Here is a 25,623-nt window from a genome sequence, read left to right as displayed (position 1 = left end):
TTTGCTTATGAGGTTTAAGTAAACAAATATTGCTAGTGAGATATGGTTTTGTAGATACGTTTGTTTAATGGGCCTTGTTGGTCAAAGTGAAAAGATTGAAATGATTTGCTGTAGTGCGAAGCGAGGTGAAGGTAAGGTCAATGAATAATGTGATGCATAAAGGGCGTCTGGCTCTTTTAAATTTTGTAGATCATGCCATCGGTGCGGAAATACCACAGCTTTATTATCATCCTGAAGGGCAAATGAAACATGTGGTGCGGAAGTTAAAGCAACTACATGAAAAATATCGTCCTACGCCTTGGCTGTCGAATACTCATGCACATTTACTGTATTTTGATGTCATTAAAAAGCGCCAAGTGAAGCTTAAATACGACGCTATAGAGCAACTGACCATGGCTGATGGAGGGATCACAGCCATTGCATGGTTGGGTTTAGATTTACCTGCGGATGTGCCAACTGTGGTGCTCATGCATACGATTACGGGAACGCCTGAAAGTATGCGAGAAGTGGTTCGGGATCTTCATCTATATACAGGTTGGCGCATTGCACTCTGTTTAAGACGTGGCCATGCCAATTTACCTATGCCAGTTGCCAAAATAAATTTATTTGGTTCAACAGATGACTTACGTGAACAGATTGCCTGTATTCAGCAGAAATTTCCCGAATCGTGTTTGTATGGCGTCGGTTCATCTGCAGGAACGGGGCTATTGGTCCGCTATTTAGGCGAACAAGGTGAGGAAACACCACTTAAAGCGGCTTTTGCTTTATGTCCGGGCTATGACACCGAACTTGGTTTTAAAAATGTCCATCCTTTTTACAGTAAAATGATGACCAAGAAGCTCTTTCAGAAATTTGTAGAACCCTATTCTGCAACATGGTCAACAACACCATCTTTAATAGAAGTACTAAAAAGTAAAAATTTGGCGCAGTTTGAGCGTGCTTATTTCCAAATGGCTGGTTTTACTGATTATGAAAGTTATGCAAAATCTACCAATCCAATTTATGTATTTGAAAATCTTAAAATTCCTTTGATGATTTTAAATGCCGAAGACGATCCTATTTGCCACATTCAAAACTTTGAGCCCTATAAAGAATTAATCCGCTCTTTGCCGAATGTTGTGGTGGTAACCACCAAAAAAGGCAGTCACTGTGGTTATTATGAAGGTCTAGTGGAAACCCATTCATGGGCAACCAAATTAATGGCAGATTTTTTAAAGTTATATGCGAACTAAAAAATAGCCTACTTTGGGTAGGCTATTTTAAGTGTGTGTTACTCGGCTTGTGGGCAACATGCAGTTGTTTGAGGTTTAAGCTTCATCTGTATCAATACTAAAATCAACGCTATAGCGCTCAGTGTAGCGCCTGCATAAGACACTGCAGCATAGCTGAGGTTAAGATTTAGCACTGCGGCACCTGCAACAGCGCCCAAAGCATTTCCAAGATTAAATGCACCAATATTCACTGAAGAAGCGAGGCCTGGTGCATCGTGAGCGACTGTCATAACACGCATTTGTAAAGGTGGTACAACGGCAAAGGCTGCTGCTCCCCAGATGATTAATGCAATCGCCGCGCCAATGGTGGATGTTGCTAAAATTGGAAATAACAGCATCATCAGCATGAGTAAGACTAAAAAGCCAATCAAGGTTTTATCTAAGGATTGATCTGCAAACTTACCACCGAAATGGTTACCAATTGAAAATCCGATCCCGATTAAAACCAACATGAAAGTGATAAGTTCAGGGCTTGCATGGGTAAAGACTTTTAAGCTCGGTGCGATATAGGTATAGAGCGCGAACATAGCTCCAGCACTCATTACCGTGGTGAGCAGTGCTAAAACAACAGGCATGCGTGTTAATACTTTTAACTCTGCTCGTACATCAGGTTTTTCGGTCTGTTGCCGATGGGGCAGTGCTTTCCATAATGCCAACATGGTGATGATGCCAAGTAAGGTGATGGCCGCAAAAGACATACGCCAACCGATATTTTGCCCCACCCATGTTGCGAGTGGCACGCCGCCAATATTGGCAATGGTCAAGCCCATAAACATCATAGCAACGGCACTGGCTTGTTTATCTTTTGGAACAACACTTGCTGCGACGACAGAGCCTAAGCCAAAAAAGGCGCCGTGGTTCAAACTCGTCACTAAACGCGCAGCCATTAAACCTAAATAATCTGGCGCAACTGTGGCAAGCAGATTGCCAAGGGTGAAAATTGTCATTAATAACATGAGTGATGTACGTTTTGGAAAACGTGCTAACCATAAGGTCATCAATGGGGCACCAATCATGACGCCAACGGCATAGGCACTAATCAGTAAGCCCGCTTGAGGAATAGATACCGATAAATCTGCTGCGATTTCAGGCAAAAAACCCATCGGTGAAAATTCTGTTGTGCCAATTGCAAAAGCACCTACGGCTAATGCAATTAATGGAAAATTGAATTTCATATTAAATATCCCAAACTGGAGCAAGTTCAGGTGGGTTCACTTCACGCGCATTTCTGTCGAGTGTGGCAATGGCCTGCATCTGTTCTGATGTTAAATGAATGTCTTGAGCTTTTAAATTACTGATTAAATGTTCAGGTTTGGTTGAAGATGGAATCACGGCATAACCTTTTTGCAGTGCCCATGCGAGTGCAATTTGAGCTGAAGTAGCTTGGTGTTCGGTCGCGATGTTTAACAGCGTTGGGTCTTGCAAAACTTTGCCATAGGCCAAAGTCATATAGGATGTGACATCTATATTGTTCGCTTGTAGATAATTGGCCAAGTTTTGATTTTGTAAATATGGACTCAGTTCAATTTGATTGGTTGCAATATTTTCTAGCCCAATGTGATCAATGGCTTGTTGAGTGAGCTCTATATTAAAATTAGATACACCAATATGCTCAGTCAATCCTTGTTTTTTTGCCTCAAGTAAATGTCCCATTAATTCAGGAATATCGACTCCAAGTGCAGGTGCTGGCCAATGAATAAGTGTAAGGTTAACTGCATCAGTCCTCAATTTAATTAAACTGTCTTTTAGACTGGGTATTAGTTTGTCGGCAGCATAATTTTCAGTCCAAATTTTCGTGGTTAAGAAAATATCAGCTCGATTGACCTGACTTTCATCGATTGCTTGGCCTACTTCTGCTTCATTACCGTAGATTTGTGCGGTGTCTACAGCACGATATCCAACTTCTAAGGCAGTTTTAACAGAATGAATGACAGTGTCACCTGTCAAACGGAAGGTGCCGACACCAAATTGAGGAACAATCATCAGGAATTCTCTTTTTTTGAGTTGATGCTATTGTGCTGCTAATTTTATTGAAGAAAAATGCATGAGTTTGGGATATATTATTGATTAAAAATCACGAATTCGAATATGCAATGAAATCGACCATTGAGGAGCTTCAGGCTTTTACTGTTATTGTAGATAGTGGCTCTATTATCAAAGCAGCAGAAAGATTAGATCAAACAGCATCTGGTGTCAGCCGCGCATTACAGCGTCTGGAATCTAAATTAAATGTAACCTTGTTGGAACGAACTACCCGCAAAATTAAGCTCACGCAAGAGGGGCAATTGTTTTTAGCAAAAACACGGCGGATATTGAATGATTTGAGCGAAGCGGAAGATTCTCTGCTGAAATTAGATGCAGATACTTCGGGATTAGTGCGAGTCGATTCAGCAATTTCTTTTATTCTGCATATGATCGTTCCCTTGATTCCAGAATTTAATGCACGTTATCCGCATATACAGATTGAATTAGTAAATCATGATCAAGTGATTGACTTATTAGAGCATAAAGCGGATGTTGCAATTCGCTTTGGAAAATTAAACGACTCCAGTTTGCACGCAAAACTTATTTACAAGAGTCGACTGTGTTTGGTGGCGAGTCCTGAATACCTTCAGCAGCATGGACGTCCGCAAAATGCTGAAGAGCTAACTGCACATGCTTTACTTGGATTTAGTCAAATTACCCATATGAATACTTGGCCGATCCAAGTCGCAGGGAAACCTTTGACGATCCGACCAAATATTAAGGCATCAAATGGTGAAACACTACGGGAGCTTGCGATTCATGGGATGGGCATCGCTTGTCTTTCGATTTTTATGTTAGAAAAAGATATTGCAGAAGGGCGATTGGTACAATTTTTAGACGATCAAATTGAACCGCATGAACAGCTTATTCATGCTGTCTATTATCAACAAGAGCATTTACCGAAACGTGTTCGTTTATTTATTGAATATTTAGCTGAAAAATTACAAGAATAGTTGTGAGAAAAAACAGTGCATCGTCGGGTACAGATTTTTATTTACATAGAAACAATAAAAAACCCGACTTTTGCCGGGTTTTTTTGATCATTTGTTTGATAAAACTTCGATCTTAGTTCTCTAAGGCTGGTGTTGCAGCAGCAATGGCAGCAGCTACGGCGTCATCTTCAGACTGTGCAGAACCTGAGTTTTGTTTAGGTTGAGCAGCTTGTGCAGGTTTTTCTGCAGCTTTAGGTGCTTCTGCTTTTGGAGCTGGAGCTTCTGCAGGAGGAGTAGGTTCACGACGAATTTCAGTTGTTGTATTCGGTGTTTCTTCACGAATCACTTCAACTTGCTGTTGAGTCGTTTCTTCAACAACGGGTTGTTCTTCAACTGGTTCTAATTGTGTAGGTACAGATGCTGTTGGTTCAGATGCTGCAACTTCAACCTGTTCCTGTTCTTCTTCTTTTGGTGCTTCTTTTTTTACACATGCTGTAAGAAGTAGACCTGTTGCGATTGCACCGCAGATTAAAAGTTTCTTATTCATAATTACACAAAACAAAAAAGTGTGGATTGGATAAATGCATTATAACAGCAAATAAGAATATAGAAATGATAAGAACTTACTCTAAATTTTTATGATAATTGCTGTTACAATAGCCAATTGTTAATTGTTCTATGAATTGATGCGGAATGACTTTGCTTTCTTGGTACAGAGTAAAGTAAAATCGCACAACATTGTAGGCCAATTTAGGCTCCATTGTACGAGAAACTTAATGACCCATTTTATTTTCGTTACTGGTGGTGTTGTATCATCACTAGGTAAAGGTATTTCAGCTGCATCAGTGGCTGCGCTTTTAGAAGCCCGTGGTTTAAAAGTAACCATGGTAAAAATGGATCCATACATTAATGTCGATCCAGGGACTATGAGTCCATTCCAACACGGTGAAGTTTTTGTCACAGAGGATGGTGCTGAAACTGACTTAGACTTGGGTTATTACGAACGTTTCTTGCGTCGTGCGAAAATGACCAAACTGAACAACTTTACTTCAGGACGAGTGTACCAAGATGTCTTGAATAAAGAACGTCGTGGTGACTACCTCGGTGGTACAGTTCAAGTTATTCCACATATTACTGACAATATTAAAGAACGTGTTCTTCGCGCAGGTGAAGGCTATGACGTTGCGATCGTTGAGATCGGCGGTACAGTAGGTGACATTGAATCTCTCCCATTCATGGAATCTGTACGTCAACTTATGGTCGAACTAGGTCATAAGCGAACAATGTTAATGCACTTAACTTTACTCCCATACATTAAGTCAGCTGCTGAATTAAAAACTAAACCAACTCAACACTCTGTAAAAGAGCTTTTGTCGATTGGTATTCAACCAGACATCCTGATCTGCCGTACAGAGCATGATGTTGATGCTGATACTACACGTAAAATCGCGTTATTTACGAACGTTGAAGCACGTGCAGTTGTGGTGTGTAAAGATGCGCGTTCGATTTACCAAATTCCACGTACATTCTATGAACAAAACGTTGATGATTTAATCTGTGAACGTTTTGGTTATAACGATCTTCCAGAAGCTGATCTTACAGACTGGGATAACGTTGTAGATGCATTACTAAACCCTGAATACACAGTTCGTGTAGCGATGGTTGGTAAATACGTTGAACTTCCAGATGCATACAAATCTGTAAACGAAGCACTTTTACATGCGGGTATTCAAAACCGTGTGAAAGTTCAAATCGACTACGTCAATGCTGAAGAACTTGAAAGCCAAGATGTAACCGACGTATTAAAAGACGCGGATGCAATCTTAGTTCCGGGCGGTTTCGGTGAGCGCGGTACAGAAGGCAAAATGAAAGCGATTCGTTTTGCACGTGAAAACGGTGTGCCGTTCCTCGGCATCTGTTTAGGTATGCAGCTGGCTGTGATCGAATATGCGCGCAACGTTGCGGGTATTAGTGATGCAACTTCAACTGAATTTAACCGTTCTACAAAATCACCATTGATTGGTCTAATCACTGAATGGTTAGATGAGCGCGGCGAAGTTCAACAACGTAATGCAGATTCTGACTTAGGCGGCACAATGCGTCTGGGTGCTCAAAAATCTGAATTGGTTGCGGGAACAAAAACTGCACAAGTTTACGGTTCTGAAGAGATCGTTGAACGTCATCGTCACCGTTATGAAATGAACAACCGTTATATCCCAGTGCTTGAAGAAAAAGGCATGAAGATTTCAGGTTATTCTCCAGTACAGCGTCTCGTTGAAACTGTTGAAATTCCTGAACATCCTTGGTTTATTGCTGTACAATTCCATCCGGAATTTACAAGTTCACCACGTGATGGACACCCATTATTCGCAGGCTTTATTGATGCTGCTAAAAAGCAGTACCAAAAAGCGAAATAATGTGTTTTTGACTAAACCAGGAAGAGTTTAAATGTCACAATTAAAACCACAGGAAATTGTACGTTTAGGCGATATACAAATGGCAAATCATTTGCCATTTGTACTATTCGGCGGCATGAACGTACTTGAGTCAAAAGACCTTGCTTTTGAAATTGCTGAAACCTATGTGGATATCTGCAAACGCTTGGATATTCCGTATGTGTTTAAAGCAAGTTTTGATAAAGCCAATCGTTCAAGCTTGAACTCTTTCCGTGGCCCAGGCCTGGAAAAAGGAATCGAGTGGTTAGCTGACATAAAAAAACACTTTAATGTGCCGATTATTACTGACGTACATGAACCATATCAAGCTGCGCCTGTTGCTGAAGTTGCGGATATTATCCAGCTTCCTGCATTTTTAAGCCGTCAAACTGACCTTGTTGAAGCGATGGCGAAAACTGATGCCATCATCAACATTAAAAAAGCACAGTTCCTCGCACCACACGAAATGCGTCATATTTTGCATAAGTGTTTGGAAGCAGGGAATGACAAACTGATTCTTTGTGAACGTGGTTCAGCATTTGGTTACAATAATTTAGTTGTAGACATGTTGGGCTTTGACATCATGAAAGAAATGAATGTCCCTGTGTTCTTTGATGTTACGCATGCGCTTCAAACGCCGGGTGGTCGTGCGGATTCTGCAGGTGGTCGTCGTGCGCAAATCACGACACTGGCACGAGCAGGTATGGCGACTGGTTTAGCAGGATTGTTCTTAGAAGCTCATCCAGATCCAGAAAATGCCAAATGTGACGGTCCATGTGCGCTACGCATGTCACAGTTGGAACCTTTCTTGGCACAGTTAAAAGAGCTCGATACCTTAGTTAAAGGTTTCGCAAAGTTAGACACACACTAATTCGATACACATTGATGCGTCACTTTTGACGCATCATTTTTATTAATCAACTGAGGAATTGTTCATGAGTCAAATCGTTGACATTCGTGCACGTGAAATTTTGGACTCTCGTGGTAACCCTACCATCGAAGCAGACGTAACCTTAGCCTCTGGCGTTGTAGGCCGTGCATGTGCACCATCTGGTGCTTCAACTGGTTCTCGTGAAGCTTTAGAACTTCGTGACGGCGACAAAGCTCGTTACTTAGGTAAAGGCGTTAAAACTGCGGTTAACAACGTTAACACAGTAATTCGTGATGCATTGTTGGGTAAATCAGTATTCGAACAAAAAGACATTGATAACACAATGATCGCGCTTGACGGTACTGAAAACAAAGAAAAATTAGGTGCGAACGCAACTTTAGCGGTATCGCTAGCTGCTGCACGCGCTGCTGCTGACGAAAAGAAAATTCCACTTTTCCAATACATCGCAGACCTTCGTAATAACAGCATTTTGACTATGCCTGTTCCAATGATGAACATCCTAAATGGTGGTTCACATGCAGACAACAACGTAGACATTCAAGAATTTATGATCGAGCCAGTTGGCTTCACTTCATTCTCTGAAGCTTTACGCGCTGGTGCTGAAATTTTCCACTCATTAAAATCTGTATTGAATCAAAAAGGTTTAAACACAGCAGTGGGTGATGAAGGTGGTTTTGCGCCAAACTTACGTTCTAACGAAGAAGCAATTACAGTAATTCTTGAAGCAATTGAAAAAACTGGCTACAAAGCAGGTTCAGACATTATGCTTGCGCTTGACTGTGCATCTTCAGAATTCTACAAAGATGGTCAATACATCCTTGCAGGTGAAGGTAATAAAGCATTCACAAGCAACCAATTTGCTGACTACCTTGCTGGTTTTGCGAAACAATACCCAATCATCTCAATTGAAGATGGTTTGGACGAGTCTGATTGGGAAGGTTGGTCTTACCTCACTTCAATCCTTGGCGACAAAATCCAATTGGTTGGTGATGACCTATTCGTTACGAATCCTAAGATTCTTCAACGTGGTATCAACGAAAAAGTGGGTAACTCGATCCTGATCAAGTACAACCAAATCGGTACGTTGACTGAAACTCTAGATGCAATCTACCTTGCGAAAGCAAATGGTTACACTACAGTAATTTCACACCGTTCTGGTGAAACTGAAGATTCTACAATTGCGGATCTTGCAGTAGGTACAGCAGCGGGTCAAATCAAAACTGGTTCACTTTGCCGTTCTGACCGTGTAGCGAAATATAACCAATTACTTCGTATTGAAGAATTGACTAATGCTGCATATCGCGGTAAAGCTGAGTTCAAAGGTTTGAACTAAGCAGATCATGCTATCTATGTTAAATGTATTTGACTCCAAAGCGAGTAAAGCATTGTTGGGCCTTGCGATCTTTTTGATCGCAGGGTTTCAATATTTATACTGGTTCGGTGAAGGTGGTTATCATCAACATCAACAACTGAGTCAGAAAATACAACAACAAGTCGAACTCAATGACGAATTAAAAGAACGAAATCGTGTGCTTGCCGCTGAGGTATACGATTTAAAAAATGGCGTTGAAGCTATTGAAGAGCATGCTCGTCTAGATTTAGGTTTAATTAAACCGCATGAAACTTTCGTACAGATGAGTACGATCAGTACTCAGTACAAACCAATTTATATTGATCCAAACGCAAAAGTAGACCTACGTACCAATGAGTCAGAACCCGCCGAACTTCCACCCGAACCTTAAATTGTGGGCCATTATTCCTGCTGCTGGTTCAGGAAGTCGATTTTCTAAAACTGAACTAAAACAATATCAAAACATTGCGGGTCTAACTGTGCTTGAACACACAGTTGCACGTCTCAACCAATTGCCGTTGATGGGTTATGTATTGGCTATAGGCGAGCAAGATAATATTGCTCAGACTTTGGCACTAGCAAATCAAGATAAGGCACATTTTTGTTTAGGCGGTGCAGAGCGTGTGCATTCTGTACTCAATGCATTGCAATATCTATCTAGGATTGCCAATGATGATGATTGGGTATTTGTTCATGATGCAGCACGACCATGTGTCTCGCAGTTGAGTCTAGAAGATTTAGTTCAATCGGCAGTCGATTCGGAGCAAAGTGCGATTCTCGCAATTCCCGTACGCGATACCTTAAAACGAGTTGAAACAGCACCACTTATATCAACAACGGTAGATCGTTCAACTTTATGGCAAGCGCAGACACCACAAATTGCCAAATTGGGTGTACTTAAAAATGCCATTGAACAAGCGCTTGCCGCTGGTGCGACCATCACAGATGAAGCAAGTGCCTTAGAATTTGTCGGTGAGCAAGTTAATGTCGTGCAAGGTCGTTCGGACAATATTAAAATTACCTATCCTGATGACTTGGAATTGGCACGTTTAATTTTAGCGTCTCAAGTTAATAGATGATTATTTCAAGGAATATTTAAGGGACAGTGATTTTTACTGTCGCTTTAATCTATAATTCCCGCATCCTTTTTAGATCTATTTCGCAATGATCCCTTCTCAACAGTATCGTTTTTTACGTCAGTCATTACGCGATGGCCGCAGTATAAAACACGATTCTTCTCGATGGGCTAAACTTCATTTAGACCCGTGGTTACTTTGCTTCTTGGTACTCAATGCAATATTGGGGCTGATGGTTGTCTATAGTGCGACCGCGGAAGATTCGGGAATGGTACTACGTCAAGCCACAAGTTTTGGTGTGGGCTTTATTGTGATGCTGATCTGCGCGCAAATTCCACCCAAAGTTTACCAATCTATGAGTCCGTACTTATATGCCATCGGTATATTTTTACTGTTGTTGGTTCTGGTCATTGGTGAAAAAAGGATGGGGGCGAAACGCTGGATTAGCTTGCCGGGTATCGGCAGTATGCAGCCGAGTGAGTTTATGAAATTTGCCATGCCACTCATGATGGCGTGGTATTTTGCGCGAAAACCTTTTCCACCGAAATTTTTACAAATTGTCGGTGCATTAATTTTATTATTGATTCCATTTGCATTGGTCGCTTTACAGCCTGACTTGAATATCGGTTTGATTATTCCGGGTATTTTTGTTTTATTTTTAAGTGGTATGTCTTGGCGTTTAATTGCAGGTGCTTTAACCGCCTTTGCAATTGCAGCACCTGTACTTTGGATGTTTTTTTTACAGGAATATCAGAAAAAACGTGTACTGACGTTATTTGACCCTGAATCTGACGCGCTTGGTGCAGGTTGGAACATTATTCAATCTAAAATTGCCATTGGATCAGGTGGTTTAATGGGTAAGGGTTATACCGAAGGGACGCAGTCGCACTTGGGCTATCTGCCAGAGCATCATACTGACTTTATTATGTCGACCTATGCTGAAGAGTTTGGCTTTATTGGTGTATTTCTTTTATTTAGTTTGTTTACAGCAATTATTGTTCGCTGTTTGATTATTGGACTAAATTGCTTCCATAATTTTGGACGACTCTATGCAGGAGCGATAGGATTAACTTTCTTCTTTTTTGTATTTTTAAACTCGGGTATGGTCAGTGGGATTTTACCGGTAACAGGTGATCCACTACCGTTGATGAGTTATGGTGGTACAGCTGTAATTGCGATGCTCGCAGGGATGGGGATTGTGATGTCGATTCATACGCATCGCTAAGCATTAATGTAAACGGAATAATCAAGCCGGACCAATGTCCGGCTTTTTTTATGCGCTGGACGTACGGGAAAATGCTGTAGCAGAATGTATTGAGCAGTCCGTCAGGCCGTAAATCAATGTTTCTGTGCAGATGATTGGCAGGTCGAATGCCTTGGTTGTAGTTGTTTAAGCTATGGCGGACTGGCCGGCCAGCGCTCATAAGCGCCCGCAAGTATAATCTGTCAGTATCTGGGCAGGCGCCGGCTAAGCGGATAAAAACAGCCGGCTTCATGCCGGCTTTGGGTTTAGTTGAATAACTGATTGATTTTTCTGGCTATTTCTTTGTTGTAAATTCGATAGTCGCTGATGGCATAGGGGCTGAACAGGGCATATTTGCAGCTGGTGCTGGAACCGTTTTTGGCGGCAGCGGTGCGGCAGTTCAAGATGGAAAAGACCTTCGCGTCAGCCGATTTAAGCTCAAATGAGCTTAAGTAAATTTTTTCATTGGCAATATCCTGAGTAGTAACGGTATAGCCATTTTTTACTAGCACATTGCTGAGGCTGGAAATCGTGCGTTTGCTGCTGACTGTCAGCGCATCTTCATAGCCGAAGGTTTTAATCAGGGTTGCAGTGTTCAGCTGCTCGGCATTTTTAAATAATTCCGGCGCTGCGTTTTTGATAAAGAAGCCGAAGTCTTCTGTGCTGATATCGGCCGTAATAGGCTTGAAGGTCATGCGTACGCCATCACTCAGCCTGTCGTATGCGACGCGCATCTGTATATCTGCGCAGGAACTGGAGTCGTTGGCGCTGCGGCGGTGATCAGCGCTGACCGTATTGCAGACTTTTATTTTAACCCGGTCTTGCGCCAGGCGCCGGAATTGCGCGTCATAAATATGATGCACACTCCAGTAACGGTCTTGTTTTAACTGGTTAAAGAACGGGGCATTGCTGATCAGCCCTTTGTTTAAATCCAATTCATTATAAGCCGAGAGCGGTACTGTCAGGGAAAAACTGTTCAGTTCTGGATTGAGCTGGATATGCTGGGTTTTAGGCCCGAAGCCGCCTAGCACATTTTGATAGAGGCTGCCGCGTTCCCCTGTGACTTGGCAGCCGGATAGCCCGGCTGCTGCGGCAAGAAACAATAATGTTTTTTGCATATTTTGTTTTTTCTATAGATAACGATTATTCGAAATTGAAGCTGACGTCAGAAGCCGTGTTTGGAGACGGATGCTGGAAAATACGCTCGTTCTGATGGTCAAAGTAAACTTTCCAGCTGTTTTTGATATTTTTGCACTGGAATAAGCCGTAGTATTTTTGCAGATTCGGTGTAGACAGCACCTCAGAGCCTTTATAAGGAATCAGCGGTGATGGATGGCTTTTAATTTGTACAAATTCACCGCCGTCACGCGCACAATAGGTGTTTGCGCGTTCCCACATAATGGTGCCTGCACCGTAAGATACGTTATTCATGGTGATGGTGCGCGGATTTTTATACTTGGCTTGGAAAAATTCCTGCACCGTCGGATACTGTTCAAAATCCTTATCTGTCAGCTGCCCCAAGGTATTCCATTTATCAATAGCTTTTGACAGCCATCCTTTTTTTGCTTCTTCTGCAGATGCGTAAGTACTGGCAATAATGCATGCTGCAGCTAAAAAGGTTTTAGTTTTCATTATATAACTCCAATTCAGGTGCAGAGCATGCTAAAGGCCATGCAGCGGCGATGCAACTTTGCGGGCGCTAATATGTATAATCAAATGTTAGAAAATGTTTAATTTTTAATAAAAATTTATAATATTTTGTTTTATTAATCTGCATTGAAAAATCAGCGCTTTAAGGCAAACATAAAAAAAGCCCTCAATTGAGGGCTTTATTTAGATATTAATTAATGTAGGAACCATGTGTAGTAGCCCCATAACATGAGTGGCCAAGCGAGGACGGGGCTAAAAAGCCATTTCCAGAACCAATGGTGTGGCGTAAAACCCACACCATGCACAAAACCACCTGAAATACCTATCATGATGAACATCAGCGCTCGATGGCTATATCCACCATTGTCATCCAGCATGGCAGCAGGATGTACAAGTAACACGGCTGCCAAAGGAAAAGCTAACAGGCAGGAAATGACCATTGCAAATTTATTTGGCTTCTTTTCTACAAGTGATTTTTCTACAGCAGCATCAGTCATTTGTTATTCCTCATCTAGATCTTGATGATGTTCGATGTAAAGCGCACTAAGTACACCTGCAAAACATGCCATCAAAATACCGAGAATCCAAGCAAAATACCACATCGTCTTTTCTCCTTAGACACAGCCTTAGTATAGGCTGTGTGAATTCTCTTCAATATGTTTGTTTGTGACCACACCCCACATCTTGTAGTAACACCAAGTTGTGTAGCACAGGATAATTGGGACAAAAATACATGCGGCAACTGTCATCACAGTCAGGGTATTTTTACTTGATACCGCATCCCACATAGTCAAACTTACAGTTGGGTTGATGCTCGATGGCATAAGGAAAGGGAACAATGCAAAACCAGCAGTTAAGATTGCACCAATGACTGCCAAGCTTGAACCAAGGAAGCTGAAACCTGCTTTGCCTTTACCTGCGGCAAGGATGATGATCAGTGCACCTAAAATAGCCATGATTGGCGCAATCATAGTAATCGGATAAGTACTGTAATTGTTCATCCAACCTGGGTTGGCATTGGTGATCACTTCTTTAGCCAATGGGTTTGCAACGCCATTTGTGTCAAACGGTTGCGCTAATGTGTAGCCTTGGATATTACCGAAGTATAACCATGCGCCAGCCAGTAAGAAGCAAACCAAAAATACGATACCCATAAGCTGAGTCGCTTTTGCTGAGCGTGCACGTAGGTCGCCGTCTGTACGAAGCATGAGCCATGCACCACCGTGTGCGCAAAGCATAGATAAACTCACGATACCGCAAACTAAAGCGAATGGGTTAAGCAGCGCAAAGAAGCTACCTGTATAAGTTGAGCGAACAGTTTCGTCCATAGTGAATGGAACACCAAGGAACATATTACCAAAGGCAACACCAAATACGAGGGCAGGAACGGCACCACCAATTGCTAAACCCCAGTCCCAAGAATTACGCCACTTGGTATTTTCGAGTTTAGAACGGTAGTCAAAACCGACTGGACGTAAGAAGAGAGCGAAGAGTACCAGTAACAGTGCCCAGTACATGCCTGAGAATGCAGTCGCATATACCATTGGCCATGCTGCAAACAGCGCACCACCGGCAGTAATAAACCACACTTGGTTACCGTCCCAGTGTGGGGCAATCGTATTGATTGCCGCACGACGTTCTTCGTCTTTTTTACCTACGAATGGCATGATCGCCATTGAGCCCATATCGAAGCCATCGGTGAGGGCGAAGCCGATCAGTAGGACACCGACTAATACCCACCAAATGATTTTGAGTAATTCATATTCGATCATGCTTGAGCCTCCTCATTTGCCTTTTTTGCAGCTTCAAGTTTCTCGAAGTGGTATTTACCAGTATGTAGAGAACTTGGGCCAAGGCGTGAGAATTTAATCATTAAGTACATTTCAATGATCAGCAGTACAGTGTAGAACGCTGCCAATGCAAGGATAGAACCCCATACATCACCTGTACTTAAGCTAGAAGCTGAAAGATGTGTAGGTAGAACTTCACCGATAGTCCAAGGTTGACGACCAACTTCGGCAACATACCAACCTGTTTGTGCAGCAATCCAAGGTAATGGTAGAGCAAACAAAGCAAATTTTAATAACCAAGGTTTGTTTTCTGCATTACGTTTACCGACAGCAAAGGTAGCAAGTACGAACAGAAGGAGCATTAAGAAACCAGAAGCAACCATTGCACGGAATGCCCAGAACAAGCTTGGAACATGTGGAATAGTGTCTTTTGCAGCAGCTTTGATTTGATCATCAGAAGCATCGACCACTTTGTCTGTGTATTTTTTCAGAAGCAGACCATAACCCAAGTCTTTTTGAGACTCAGCAAATGCTGCTTTAAGTTCAGGAGACGTATCGCCTGCACGAAGTTGTTCTAACTGTGAGTAAGCCACCATACCGTTACGAATACGCGCTTCGTGTTGTACGATCAGGTCTTTAATACCTGTCACTTCTTTATCAGTTGAACGTGTTGCGATAATCCCCATGACATAAGGAATTTTGATCGCGTAGTCAGTAGACATGGTTTCTTTATTTGGAATACCGAACAAAGTAAATGGCGCTGGAGCTGGGTGAGTGTCCCATTCAGCTTCAATCGCAGCTAGTTTAGTTTTTTGTACGTCACCAATTTCATAACCAGATTCATCACCCAGTAAGATCACCGAAAGTGTAGACGCTAAACCAAAGATAGCAGCGATGGCGAATGAGCGACGCGCAAATGGCAAGTCACGCTTTTTCAATAAGTAGTAACTTGAAATTGCCAGTACGAAAATAGCACCAGTCACATAACCTGCAGATACGGTATGCACGAATTTAACCTGAGCCACGGGGTTGAAAATCAGCGCACCGAAGTCCACCATTTCCATACGCATGGTTTCATAGTTAAAAGCAGAACCAACAGGGTTTTGCATCCAACCATTGGCTACTAAAATCCATAGTGCAGACATGTTCGAGCCAAGTGCAACTAACCAAGTTACAGCCAAATGCTGAACTTTGGATAGGCGATCCCAGCCGAAGAAGAATAAACCAATAAATGTTGATTCAAGGAAGAATGCCATCAGACCTTCAATGGCTAATGGTGCACCGAAAATATCACCGACATAGTGCGAGTAATACGCCCAGTTAGTACCGAACTGAAACTCCATGGTCAAACCAGTAGTAACACCTAATGCGAAGTTAATACCGAAGAGTTTTCCCCAGAATTTAGTCATGTCTTTATAAATTTCTTTGCCAGAAATCACATAGGTGGTTTCCATAATGGCAAGAATAAAAGCCAGACCTAAAGTCAGCGGAACAAAAATAAAGTGATACATCGCGGTCATTGCAAATTGGAACCGCGAAAGATCGACCACGCTTTCAGAAATCATCAACGTGTCTCCTTGATTTGGGAAGGACTGCCAGCAATATGCTCGGCAACTTGATTGTCAAAGTTTTTAGGGATGGTAGGGGCGTCGAACCAGATGTTCTTAATGATCATTAAAATAATCACTTTAATTATTAGTATTGCGGTTATTTCTCTGACCACACGACGATTTAAATCTTTGAATTTTAAGCTCATGGAGATAAGCCTATTCTTTAAACTTGTACTATATTATTAACAAATATACACAAAAAGCAAATAGGTTGAACAGTTAAAATAAAAATATATTATTAAAGTGTTTTAATACAATAACTTAATCGTTTTAATGATTTAAAAATAAACTAATTCTGTTATTTAAATACCTGACTAAAATACTTATATTTAAACTTTTTAAACCCGACTAAATTGCTTATGTATCTAATTTAAATTCTGACTAATTTACTATATTTACTAAAATTTACATTGTGAATAATGAGAATCTTTATTGAATGAATAAGATTTTTATTTGTTATGTTTAAGTTTTGCTAAAAAAAATGGGCTATTGATGTAGTGCTGTTAAACGATCTCTATATGGTTGATGTTAAAGAGGCTGGACTAAGTTTTTTAAATACTTTTTAAATATTTGATACATGATGAACTTAGCTTATTTTAGTCCTGAAACATTTCTTTTGAGTAAAAAAAGACATACCGGAGTATGTCTTTTGGGGGAGATATTGCAGCTTAGAAATCGTAACGTAGACCAAGAGAAAGTGCAGTTGCATTTTCATCACCGATCCCTGAAATACCGTTACCGAAGCTACGACCTTCTTTCCAAGGGTTGAGTTTAGAGTTTTTGTCGTTAAGCACAGTTGCTAAGTTGCCGTATACGCGTAATGTGCTATCCAACTTATGTTCTACACCCACACCGATCAAGCTTGCATTGGCATCATCAGCATCTACGTCACGGTAGAAGTATTCACCGCGTACTGAGGTTTTAGGCGTTACTTTATATTCGCCAGCTACACCGAAAACTTGAGTATCTGGGTTGGATGTATCGTTGTCGTGTTTGGCAATTTGGTATAAGGCACCCAAGTTAAATTCTTCAGTTAATTTATATGCACCGGCAATACGGAATGCATCTCGACTTGCGCCACCTGCTGCGTTTGCTGCATTTTCATCATACTTTTCGTAAGCTGCTGCAAAATCAATTGGACCTTCTTTATAGGTTAGAGCAAGGTCATAGGCTTTGTTGTCATCTTTGCCTTCACCATCTGTTTCACGGTCAATTTGTGTACCTGAATGCATCGACATTGCAGCTAATACATTGAAACCACCGCCAAATTTTGGCGATTTATATTCAATGGTGTTTTCATTACGTTCATCAAATTTTAAGTTGCCTACACGTGTTACGTTACGAACGTCACCAACCATGTCACCGAAGAAGTTCACAGGGCTACGTGCGACTTTAAATGGGCTGTCAAAACGACCTACACGTGCTTGACCATAAGTTGAACTTTTTAAACCCACGAATGTGTCACGTGTTGAAAAATCTACACCTTTACTGTCTTGGCTACCGCTTGCAAAGTTTACTTCTTGCTCAATTTGAGCGAATACGTTGAGGTCATCATTAATTTTTTGATCTACTTTGAAGCCTAAGCGTGAAGCGTTAGAAGAAAGACCAACTTCGTTGTAATCTTTACCATCATCTAGATAGTCAAGAGAGACATGTGCACGGCCATAAATTTTTACATCTGCAGCAGACGCCATCATTGGTGTAAGAATTGTTGCCCCGATTGCTAATGCACATAGAGTTTTTTTCATTTGAAGCTCCAGAAGACTTTTCCAGTCATATCAATATGTTTTATCAGTAGCTTGGCTAGAAGTAATTTCGCTATCTAATGGCGCTAAGTATTCATTACAAATAAGACAGTTCTATTAAGGAAATATTTCAAAACGGTGAAAGGTGATTTCTGGTTTAAATTGCTTTTATACTTATAAAAATGAATATTTATTAAATGCTTAGGGTTGTATTGAACAGTAAATTTTGCAGCTAAAAGTTCTTGGGATAATATTCGAGACATAAAAAATGGAGCCGAAGCTCCATTGATCATCACTTTAAACTCAATTGAACTTAAAGTGCTGCTTTGATTTTTTCGCCAATGGCTTTGATTTTTTCCATGTCGCCCATTTGTGCGGCATGTTTACCTAATTCATGCACTGAAGTCGGAATTAGGTGGAAATGCACATGCGGAACAGTTTGACCCGCAGCAGCGCCAGACAACTGCATCAATACGATACCTTTCACGTCTAAGGCTTTTTCCATTGCTTTTGCAACTTTTTGAGCTACCTGAATGGTATAAGCAGCCGCTTCTGGATCTAAATCAAGCAGCGTAATAGCAGGGGTTTTAGGAATTACGAGCGTATGACCTTCGGCCTGTGGCATGACATCCATAAAAGCGAGTACTTGATCATCTTCATAGACTTTAAACGCAGGAAGTTCTCCGCGTAAAATCCGAGCAAAAATATTTTGATCATCATAAGTCATTGCTAAATTCCTTGAGCGAATTGAATCGTAATTATTTACAGTTCAATTCTTTCTGACGATCTTTGATCGCGTCAAGTCGTTGTTGCTCTTTTTCTGAAAATTTAGGCTTAGTTGTGTAGCAATTGTCATTGCCAAACTTCGCTTTAGCGTCAGGATCTTTAAAGCAGAAACCTTTCGATGCATAAATCACATCATGGTCATTTTTCAACTTTTGGCATTCTTGCTCAGATGCTAAAACAGCAGTAGAAGCCCCGATTAAAGTTACAGCACCTAGCAAAGTTGCGAGGGTAAATTTGTTCATGCGAGTTTCCTCTGTCATTTGTAACAATGTGTGTTATGACACTAGAGTACAATATGATGGTTATTTATCGTTATTCAATGGCGAGTTATTACTCAATTGTAATTTTACTCCATTTTTCATACATAATCATAGCGCTTGAAAAATCACTGTTTTCTTCAGCTTGATCGCTTGCTGCTTGGATTAAATTTTGCGTCAAAGAGAGCACCGGTGCTGAAAGTTTTGCTTGTCGCACCAGATCAACAGCAATTCCCGTATCTTTTGCAAGTAATGGAAGTGCAAAGGTTAATGGGAAGCTACGATTCAGTACGCGCTGCGGTAAAACTGTTTCGGTCACATTACTTTTACCGCTCGACGCATTAATACAATCGAGTGCTTCATGTAAGTCCACGCCATGCGCTTTTAAGGTGGTGAATCCTTCAGCAACTGCACAAAGATTTACAGCCATTAACATGTTGTTTACAGCTTTGACGGCAAAACCCGCACCCGGTTCACCCACATGTTTAATCAGTTTGCCAAATGTTTGGATCGCAGGTAATGCACGTTCAAAGGCTACTTTGTCACCACCAATCATGACGGTTAATGTTCCCGTTTCAGCGCCAATGGTTTGTCCACTCACAGGGGCATCTAAGAATGCAATATTTTGCTGCTTTAAGGCAGCAGCGAGTTTTTTTGCAGATTCGGGTACACCGCTGGTACAGTCGACCCAAATCGAGCCTGATTTCAGCGTTACACTCGCAATTAAATTTTCAACATCTTGGCTGATGGGTAGGCAGGAAAAAATAATGTCCGCTTGTATTGCTTGCTCTAAAGCAACCGCTTGCGTACCAAATTCAGCAGCATGTTGTTCTGCCTTGGTAAAGTTTCGATTCCAGACATAAACCGTGTCGAACTGTTTTGGTAGGTGCGCTGCCATACGGTAACCCATTGCGCCCAATCCGATAAATGCAACTGACTGAATCATCTTTACCCTCTAAATTTTTATTTCAATAAACTGGATCTTTGTGTAAGCCACTGGGTCAAAGTTGGCCAAAATTGATTGGCACTTTTTTGACTCGACATCAGGCCGAGGTGACCACCGGGAATGAGAGTAAACGTGACATCTTGACTACTTGTCAATTCGCCTAAAGGACTTGCTGCATCTGCCGTAACAATTTGATCGGTAGAACCCGCGCCAATCAACAATGAACAGTGGATATTTTTTAATTGAATAACTTTATCTTTCAATTGAATAATGCCGTTTTTAAGCGGATTTTGTAGCCAAACATTGAACACCATGTCTTGGTTAATGCCACCCGGATAGTCAATCATGTGATTGAGAAAATCGCCCATGGTTGCATGTTCATACAGGTCATGCAGATTATCTAAGTTAGATAAAAATTGCTTTTGGCTTTTGAACCAACCCATTGGATCGACGATTTTAAATCCAATCGCATTCAGCACGCCCGGTGTATGGATAAAATGTTTAGGAATTTTCCCAGTGTAAACAGTATCTTGTAAATTCTTACTACGTGAAAGCAAGCGATTGGTTTTTTGAAATAACTTTCCGATACGACCTGAGGCATAGCTATCAATCGGCGCGCCCATCACCATTAGATTTTTAACATGTTCAGGTTGATGTAATGCGGTATACAGCGTGACAAAGACTCCAGCCATACTCCAACCGTGTAGCGAGATGTATCGACTATCTGCATGCTCACAAATTTGATCTATACAATGGGGAATCACATCATCAATAAACGATAGAAAATTTAAGAATCGATCTTGATAGTTTAATTTTCCCCATTCCAACAAATAGACATCAAAGCCACTGTGTTGAAAATGTTTCACCAATGAGCGATATGGATACAAATCATAAATCGCCATATTGATGGCCAGTGGTGCAACAAACACCAAGGGTTCTTTGTATTTACGATCAGGCGAAGCGTAATACCGAACTTTTGCATGTTTATATTCAGTAATTACTTCATAGGGTGTCGATTGAGAAAGGACCAGCGATTTTGCATTAAACACACGTGTAGACAGGTGTTTAATTTTCTTTTGCTGCGCCAGAAATTTCTGTTTGAAAGGGTGCATAACTGTCAATTGCCTAAGTCCTTGTAGGATTGGTCGAAGTCTAAGCGATAATTTCGTATTTTACCTTGACCTTAAATAGCTTAGACGCTCAAAATATTGGCAATTCTTCACAAAGGCAGTTCTTCGCGACTGAGTAATACAGATGAGCCAACAAGACGACATCGAATACCAATTAGAGACTTTAGCGATTCGTACAGGTCATACTCGTACTTTTGAGGGTGAACATAGCGAGCCAATTTTCCTGACTTCATCATTTGTTTGTGAAAGTGCAGCAGATGCCGCAGCAAAATTTTCAGGTCAAATTGAAGGCAATACCTATTCACGTTATACCAACCCAACTGTACAAACTTTCGAAAAACGTTTAGCTGTTTTGGATGGTGCTGAAGCCGCGGTTGCGACAAGTTCAGGTATGGCGGGCGTACACGCAATTACTTTGGCATATTTGAAAGCTGGCGATCATGTGGTTTGTTCACGTGCTGTCTTTGGTTCGATCATTTCTCTGTTTGAAAAATATGTCATCAAATTTGGCGTTGATGTTACTTTTGTAGATTTGGAAGATTTAGATGCTTGGAAACAAGCGATTCGTCCAACTACACGCCTATTGTTTATTGAAACACCGTCAAACCCATTAGCTCAAGTAGGTGATTTACAAGCCATTGCCGATATTGCACATGCACATGGGGCATTATTTGCAGTCGATAATACCTTCTGTACACCAGTGTTACAGCAACCGATTAAATTTGGTGCGGACCTCGTGATCTATTCATCAACAAAATATATTGATGGTCAAGGTCGTGCGCTCGGTGGTGCAGTTGTAGGTAGTGCAAAATTGATGGAAGAGATTACAGGTGTTATTCGTACACTGGGTAACTCGATGAGCCCATTCAATGCATGGATCTTCCTGAAAGGCCTAGAAACTTTAAGCTTACGTATGAAAGCCCACTGTGCCAGTGCTCAGACTTTAGCTGAATGGTTGGATGCGCACCCGAAAGTTGAAAAAGTGTACTATGCGGGACTTCCAAATCACGAAGGTCATGAGTTGGCGAAAAAGCAACAAAAAGGCTTTGGCGGAGTTGTATCGTTTGTTGCGAAAGGCGAACGTGAAGGCGCTTGGACAGTGATTGATAATACCAAGTTCCTTTCTATTACAAGTAATTTGGGTGATGTAAAATCAACAATTACTCATCCTGCAACGACTTCTCATGGCAGAATGTCAGCAGAAGCGAAAAAAGCAGCAGGGATTAGCGAAGGTTTAATTCGCGTATCTGTTGGTTTAGAAGATATTAATGATATTATTCGCGATCTTTCACGCGGTTTAGATCTTATCTAAAGTGAATTCATCAGTTTTGTTCGGAGATTTTTATGAACATTAATATGCTCATGCAGCAAGCTCAACGCATGCAAAAAGAAGTTGAGAGCAACATTAAAAAAGCCAAGGAAGAGCTTGCACAAGTTGAAGTTCACGCTGAAGCAGGTGGTGGTCTGGTTAAAGTTACTATGACTGCACGTCATGTAGTGAAACGTATCGAAATCAATCCTGAACTACTTCAAGATGATGCAGATATGATTGAAGACTTAATTGCAGCAGCAATGAATGATGCTTCACGTCAAGCTGAAGTAATTTCAGAAGAAAAACTGAAATCTGCAAACTCTGGTATGGGTCTTCCACCAGGTCTTTCAGGTTTATTCTAAGGAATACGTTGAATGTTTAGTGATCGTTTTGATCAACTTGTACAGGCATTGCGTATTTTGCCAAGCGTTGGGCCAAAGTCGGCTCAACGTATGGCACTGCACTTAATCATGAAAAATAGGGAAGGCGCTGTTGGTTTGGCACATGCCTTGACTGAAGCAACCAACTATATTCATGAATGTACAATTTGCCATTCATTGACTGAAGATGAGGTATGCAACATATGCGTCTCGTCAGAGCGTGATGATCAACTGCTTTGTGTGGTTGAATCTCCTGCAGATGTCATGGCAATCGAGCAAAGTGGCAGTTTTAGAGGGAAATATCATGTATTGGGTGGGCATTTGTCGCCACTCGATGGTATTGGCCCCGACGAAATTGGTATCCCATATTTAATTCAACGACTAAGTGATGGTAAAGTGCAGGAAGTGATCTTGGCGACCAATGCAACGGTTGAAGGTCAAGCGACAGCACATTATTTGGTTGAAGCGACCAAACATTTACCAATACAAATGACCCGTATTGCACAGGGTGTACCACAGGGTGGTGAGCTTGAATATGTGGATAGTCATACCTTAAGTCAGGCCGTGCATAACCGAATGCGAATGAAGTAACTATAGAGCGAAACTCGTTTCGCTTTGTATAATTTTCACCTAATTATTTATACTTAATAACGATTAAAGTTTTTATTTATAATGAATGAAAAAGCCAAATAAAGAAAATAAGTCACTAAAATAACGTTTTTCCTTATAGATAAATAATATATATCAGTTAATATAAGCTCATAGAGCATCTAAAATTAGACTCAGCAACTTATGTATCAATTCATTCAAAATCAGCCAGATTTAAATTCTGTTTTAAATCTTATGGACCAAAGCTCGATTTACGGACTCGACACCGAGTTTATAAAAGTAGATACCCTGTGGCCCAAACTTGGACTTTTCCAAATTAATGTACAAAATCAGGTGTATTTACTTGATGGTACAACCCTCGATTTAAGCCAATTCTGGCAAAAATTATTTGCGGCTCAGCAAAACATTTTTCATGCTTGTAGTGAAGATATCGACCTGATTTATCACTATGCACAGCATAAGTCTTTAGAAAATGTCTTTGATACACAAGTTGGGATGTCATTTTTAGGGCATGGCTTACAAGTCAGCTATCAAAATGCCTTAAAAACTATGCTCGATGTAGATATAGATAAAGATCAGACACGTTCAGATTGGTTGGCTCGTCCACTCAGTGCCGAGCAGTTGAACTATGCAGCGAATGATGTACATTATTTAATGAATTTAAGCCATACGATTCAAAATGAGTTGGCTGCGAAAAGTTTATTAAATTGTGTACTTGAGGACTGCAAAAATTTGACACATGAAATTGGCACTGAAACGCCGATCCATTTGCTGTATCACGATATTGGTAATTATCGACATTCACGTCGTCAGCTCATGCAAATTCAGCAATTGGCCGTTTGGCGTGAGCAAATGGTGAAAGCCTTAAATCAACCACGTAGCTTTATTCTTAAAAACTCAACCATCATTGATATGGTTGAAAAAAATCCAAAAAATAATTTTCAATTGAGTGCGGTGAAAGACATTCGTCCTAACATTGTGCGTGAGCATGGTAAAATTATTTTAGATTTGTTGAAGTTTTTACCTGAACAAGCTGAATGGCCGCTGCGTATGGCACGTCCAATTCGTCACTCTTCTCAGGATATTGGTTCACGCGTCGATACCGTTATTCAGCGTGCAGTACAAGAAACCTCTGTGCCTAAAGAAGTTTTAATGCGTAAAAAATGGTTAAATGCATTGTATCAGCATGTGGTTTTTCATAATGATGAACAGGATTTACCGAGCTACCTATTGGGCTGGCGCTATGATTTGCTGACGAAGCCTTTAATTGAAGTGCTGCATGCCGATGAAAGCTATCTTTCTGGTCAAATGAAAGTGTTGGAATAAGTTCTGATTGATTAAAGAATTATCACTTATACAAATTCACGACTGATGCGTTAATAAACACTAATGTATCAGTCTTTTTTTTGATGTATCCTTTGCCTTGCGTTTAATGAGTATTGATTCAATTATGTACTGTTCTATCTACAAATCGAGCAAAAAAGATGAAATGTATCTTTATATTGCTCGTCCTGAAGTTAATGAAAACGAAACTGAAGCGACAGATCCGCTTGCAGTAATGCCTGATGCTTTACGTACAGCATTTGGTCGTGCCACATTTGTCATGGATCTAGAACTCAGTGAATCACGCAAACTTGCACGTGTGAACGTATTGCATGTATTAGATTCAATTGAAACAAAAGGGTTCTTTATTCAAATGCCTCCAGAAGGTTTAATTGACCCAAATGCAGTTGAGCCAGAAGGCTTGCGCGGCGCTTAAGTTAATTCAGGAGTTGTGAAAATGAATGGTGTAGTATCGGTATTGGACTCAATTCCTGAAAGCAGTATTGCAATTACGGTTTACTTAGGTGGGGCTGTAATTGCTTTGTTGTGTTGGTATGGGCTGATGAAGCGCTTACCCAAAATGATAGGTGCCATTGGTTGGCTTATCGTATTTGCTATTTTATTAACACCAACCGTTTCTGAAGGTTTAAATGCAGCAATCGCACCTGCGATTTTTGGTTTGATTTTTGGTGTATTAACAAAAGATCAGCCATTGGTTTGGTTGAATCTATCGCTGATTCTCTTTGTGGTGGGTATTGGTTTAGTCCTTGGATATTTTTGGACAAAATACAATGCAGCGAAACCACAGCACGTTGTAAACAAGAAAATTTCACCGCTTTAAATAAAAAAATAAGGTTATG

General features: G+C 40.9%; 29 protein-coding genes. 14 read left to right on the top strand and 15 right to left on the bottom strand.

What is annotated here, in order from left to right:
- The first annotated feature begins 140 nt into the window (after positions 1-140).
- Positions 141-1,232 carry a YheT family hydrolase gene (locus FTU17_RS09110; RefSeq protein ID WP_180041005.1) on the top strand — a complete coding sequence of 364 codons (1,092 nt, stop codon included), beginning with the start codon at positions 141-143 and terminating at the stop codon, positions 1,230-1,232.
- Between the two features lie 38 nt (positions 1,233-1,270).
- On the opposite strand, the gene FTU17_RS09105 is transcribed toward FTU17_RS09110, so the two are convergent.
- Positions 1,271-2,446, bottom strand: a complete 1,176-nt coding sequence (locus FTU17_RS09105) for an MFS transporter (protein ID WP_180041003.1) — start codon at positions 2,444-2,446, stop codon at positions 1,271-1,273.
- 1 nt (position 2,447) lies between these two features.
- Positions 2,448-3,254: a 2,5-didehydrogluconate reductase DkgB gene (gene dkgB / locus FTU17_RS09100; RefSeq protein WP_180135166.1), complete on the bottom strand. Its 807-nt coding sequence runs from the start codon at positions 3,252-3,254 to the stop codon at positions 2,448-2,450.
- Positions 3,255-3,364: 110 nt separating this feature from the next.
- Between dkgB and FTU17_RS09095 the strand changes: the two genes are divergently transcribed.
- Positions 3,365-4,249 carry a LysR family transcriptional regulator gene (locus FTU17_RS09095; protein ID WP_180041020.1) on the top strand — a complete coding sequence of 295 codons (885 nt, stop codon included), beginning with the start codon at positions 3,365-3,367 and terminating at the stop codon, positions 4,247-4,249.
- A gap of 112 nt (positions 4,250-4,361) precedes the next feature.
- Here FTU17_RS09095 and FTU17_RS09090 read toward each other — a convergent pair whose 3' ends face one another.
- Positions 4,362-4,775: an internalin gene (locus FTU17_RS09090; RefSeq protein ID WP_180041001.1), complete on the bottom strand. Its 414-nt coding sequence runs from the start codon at positions 4,773-4,775 to the stop codon at positions 4,362-4,364.
- Positions 4,776-5,004: 229 nt separating this feature from the next.
- Between FTU17_RS09090 and FTU17_RS09085 the strand changes: the two genes are divergently transcribed.
- The 6 genes from FTU17_RS09085 (at position 5,005) to rodA (ending at position 11,207) form a co-directional block, all read left to right on the top strand.
- Positions 5,005-6,645: a CTP synthase gene (locus FTU17_RS09085; protein WP_180026261.1), complete on the top strand. Its 1,641-nt coding sequence runs from the start codon at positions 5,005-5,007 to the stop codon at positions 6,643-6,645.
- 31 nt (positions 6,646-6,676) lie between these two features.
- A complete protein-coding gene (gene kdsA / locus FTU17_RS09080) occupies positions 6,677-7,534 on the top strand; it encodes a 3-deoxy-8-phosphooctulonate synthase (RefSeq protein WP_078188522.1) in 858 nt (285 codons plus the stop codon).
- A 64-nt stretch (positions 7,535-7,598) separates the two neighbouring features.
- The gene (eno, locus tag FTU17_RS09075) at positions 7,599-8,888 is read left to right on the top strand and encodes a phosphopyruvate hydratase (RefSeq protein ID WP_180040999.1); all 1,290 of its coding nucleotides are present in this window, start codon (positions 7,599-7,601) and stop codon (positions 8,886-8,888) included.
- Positions 8,889-8,904: 16 nt separating this feature from the next.
- A complete protein-coding gene (locus tag FTU17_RS09070; protein ID WP_078188520.1) occupies positions 8,905-9,297 on the top strand; it encodes a septum formation initiator family protein in 393 nt (130 codons plus the stop codon).
- Positions 9,260-9,985, top strand: coding sequence for a 2-C-methyl-D-erythritol 4-phosphate cytidylyltransferase (gene ispD, locus FTU17_RS09065; protein WP_180135164.1), 726 nt, complete (start codon positions 9,260-9,262; stop codon positions 9,983-9,985). The genes FTU17_RS09070 and ispD overlap by 38 nt, the downstream gene beginning before the upstream one ends.
- Before the next feature lie 85 nt (positions 9,986-10,070).
- Positions 10,071-11,207 (top strand): rod shape-determining protein RodA, encoded by a 1,137-nt coding sequence (rodA, locus tag FTU17_RS09060; RefSeq protein WP_078193916.1) that lies wholly within the window; start codon positions 10,071-10,073, stop codon positions 11,205-11,207.
- 284 nt (positions 11,208-11,491) lie between these two features.
- Here the strand turns inward: rodA and FTU17_RS09055 are convergent, their stop codons facing one another.
- The 12 genes from FTU17_RS09055 to FTU17_RS09000 form a co-directional block, all read right to left on the bottom strand.
- On the bottom strand, positions 11,492-12,343 hold the full coding sequence (locus FTU17_RS09055) for a hypothetical protein (RefSeq protein WP_180022129.1): 852 nt from the start codon (positions 12,341-12,343) through the stop codon (positions 11,492-11,494).
- A gap of 25 nt (positions 12,344-12,368) precedes the next feature.
- The gene (locus tag FTU17_RS09050) at positions 12,369-12,857 is read right to left on the bottom strand and encodes a hypothetical protein (protein WP_180022130.1); all 489 of its coding nucleotides are present in this window, start codon (positions 12,855-12,857) and stop codon (positions 12,369-12,371) included.
- A gap of 212 nt (positions 12,858-13,069) precedes the next feature.
- Positions 13,070-13,372: a cyd operon YbgE family protein gene (locus FTU17_RS09045; protein ID WP_180135163.1), complete on the bottom strand. Its 303-nt coding sequence runs from the start codon at positions 13,370-13,372 to the stop codon at positions 13,070-13,072.
- Between the two features lie 3 nt (positions 13,373-13,375).
- Positions 13,376-13,477 (bottom strand): cytochrome bd-I oxidase subunit CydX, encoded by a 102-nt coding sequence (gene cydX, locus FTU17_RS09040; RefSeq protein ID WP_002120988.1) that lies wholly within the window; start codon positions 13,475-13,477, stop codon positions 13,376-13,378.
- A gap of 24 nt (positions 13,478-13,501) precedes the next feature.
- Positions 13,502-14,647: a cytochrome d ubiquinol oxidase subunit II gene (gene cydB / locus FTU17_RS09035; RefSeq protein WP_078188515.1), complete on the bottom strand. Its 1,146-nt coding sequence runs from the start codon at positions 14,645-14,647 to the stop codon at positions 13,502-13,504.
- Entirely contained in the window at positions 14,644-16,230 is a 1,587-nt protein-coding gene (locus FTU17_RS09030) for a cytochrome ubiquinol oxidase subunit I (RefSeq protein WP_168378621.1), read from the bottom strand. Before FTU17_RS09030 ends, cydB begins: the two co-directional genes overlap by 4 nt.
- The gene (gene cydP, locus FTU17_RS09025) at positions 16,230-16,421 is read right to left on the bottom strand and encodes a cytochrome oxidase putative small subunit CydP (protein ID WP_078188513.1); all 192 of its coding nucleotides are present in this window, start codon (positions 16,419-16,421) and stop codon (positions 16,230-16,232) included. Before cydP ends, FTU17_RS09030 begins: the two co-directional genes overlap by 1 nt.
- Positions 16,422-16,943: 522 nt before the next feature.
- The gene (locus tag FTU17_RS09020; protein ID WP_180135161.1) at positions 16,944-18,023 is read right to left on the bottom strand and encodes a porin; all 1,080 of its coding nucleotides are present in this window, start codon (positions 18,021-18,023) and stop codon (positions 16,944-16,946) included.
- A gap of 310 nt (positions 18,024-18,333) precedes the next feature.
- Positions 18,334-18,747, bottom strand: coding sequence for an HIT family protein (locus tag FTU17_RS09015; protein ID WP_078188511.1), 414 nt, complete (start codon positions 18,745-18,747; stop codon positions 18,334-18,336).
- A 31-nt stretch (positions 18,748-18,778) separates the two neighbouring features.
- Positions 18,779-19,048: a YARHG domain-containing protein gene (locus FTU17_RS09010; protein ID WP_078188510.1), complete on the bottom strand. Its 270-nt coding sequence runs from the start codon at positions 19,046-19,048 to the stop codon at positions 18,779-18,781.
- 88 nt (positions 19,049-19,136) lie between these two features.
- On the bottom strand, positions 19,137-20,009 hold the full coding sequence (locus tag FTU17_RS09005) for an NAD(P)-dependent oxidoreductase (RefSeq protein WP_180060194.1): 873 nt from the start codon (positions 20,007-20,009) through the stop codon (positions 19,137-19,139).
- Positions 20,010-20,026: 17 nt separating this feature from the next.
- The gene (locus tag FTU17_RS09000) at positions 20,027-21,121 is read right to left on the bottom strand and encodes an alpha/beta fold hydrolase (protein WP_180022719.1); all 1,095 of its coding nucleotides are present in this window, start codon (positions 21,119-21,121) and stop codon (positions 20,027-20,029) included.
- Between the two features lie 142 nt (positions 21,122-21,263).
- Here FTU17_RS09000 and FTU17_RS08995 point away from each other — a divergent pair, with 142 nt between their 5' ends.
- From FTU17_RS08995 to FTU17_RS08970, 6 genes are all read left to right on the top strand, one after another.
- Entirely contained in the window at positions 21,264-22,451 is a 1,188-nt protein-coding gene (locus FTU17_RS08995) for an O-succinylhomoserine sulfhydrylase (protein ID WP_168379669.1), read from the top strand.
- Positions 22,452-22,483: 32 nt separating this feature from the next.
- Positions 22,484-22,813: a YbaB/EbfC family nucleoid-associated protein gene (locus FTU17_RS08990; RefSeq protein ID WP_078188506.1), complete on the top strand. Its 330-nt coding sequence runs from the start codon at positions 22,484-22,486 to the stop codon at positions 22,811-22,813.
- Positions 22,814-22,825: 12 nt separating this feature from the next.
- Positions 22,826-23,422 carry a recombination mediator RecR gene (gene recR / locus FTU17_RS08985; protein ID WP_180005090.1) on the top strand — a complete coding sequence of 199 codons (597 nt, stop codon included), beginning with the start codon at positions 22,826-22,828 and terminating at the stop codon, positions 23,420-23,422.
- Between the two features lie 201 nt (positions 23,423-23,623).
- A complete protein-coding gene (locus FTU17_RS08980; RefSeq protein ID WP_180135159.1) occupies positions 23,624-24,766 on the top strand; it encodes an HRDC domain-containing protein in 1,143 nt (380 codons plus the stop codon).
- Between the two features lie 124 nt (positions 24,767-24,890).
- Positions 24,891-25,199, top strand: a complete 309-nt coding sequence (locus FTU17_RS08975) for a YcgL domain-containing protein (protein WP_078188503.1) — start codon at positions 24,891-24,893, stop codon at positions 25,197-25,199.
- A gap of 21 nt (positions 25,200-25,220) precedes the next feature.
- Positions 25,221-25,604, top strand: a complete 384-nt coding sequence (locus FTU17_RS08970; protein WP_180049419.1) for a hypothetical protein — start codon at positions 25,221-25,223, stop codon at positions 25,602-25,604.
- Positions 25,605-25,623: the final 19 nt, after the last annotated feature.

This window comes from Acinetobacter sp. YH12070 (assembly GCF_013419625.1).
GTDB lineage: Bacteria > Pseudomonadota > Gammaproteobacteria > Pseudomonadales > Moraxellaceae > Acinetobacter > Acinetobacter amyesii.
This window is presented reverse-complemented; position numbering and strand designations above follow the sequence as displayed.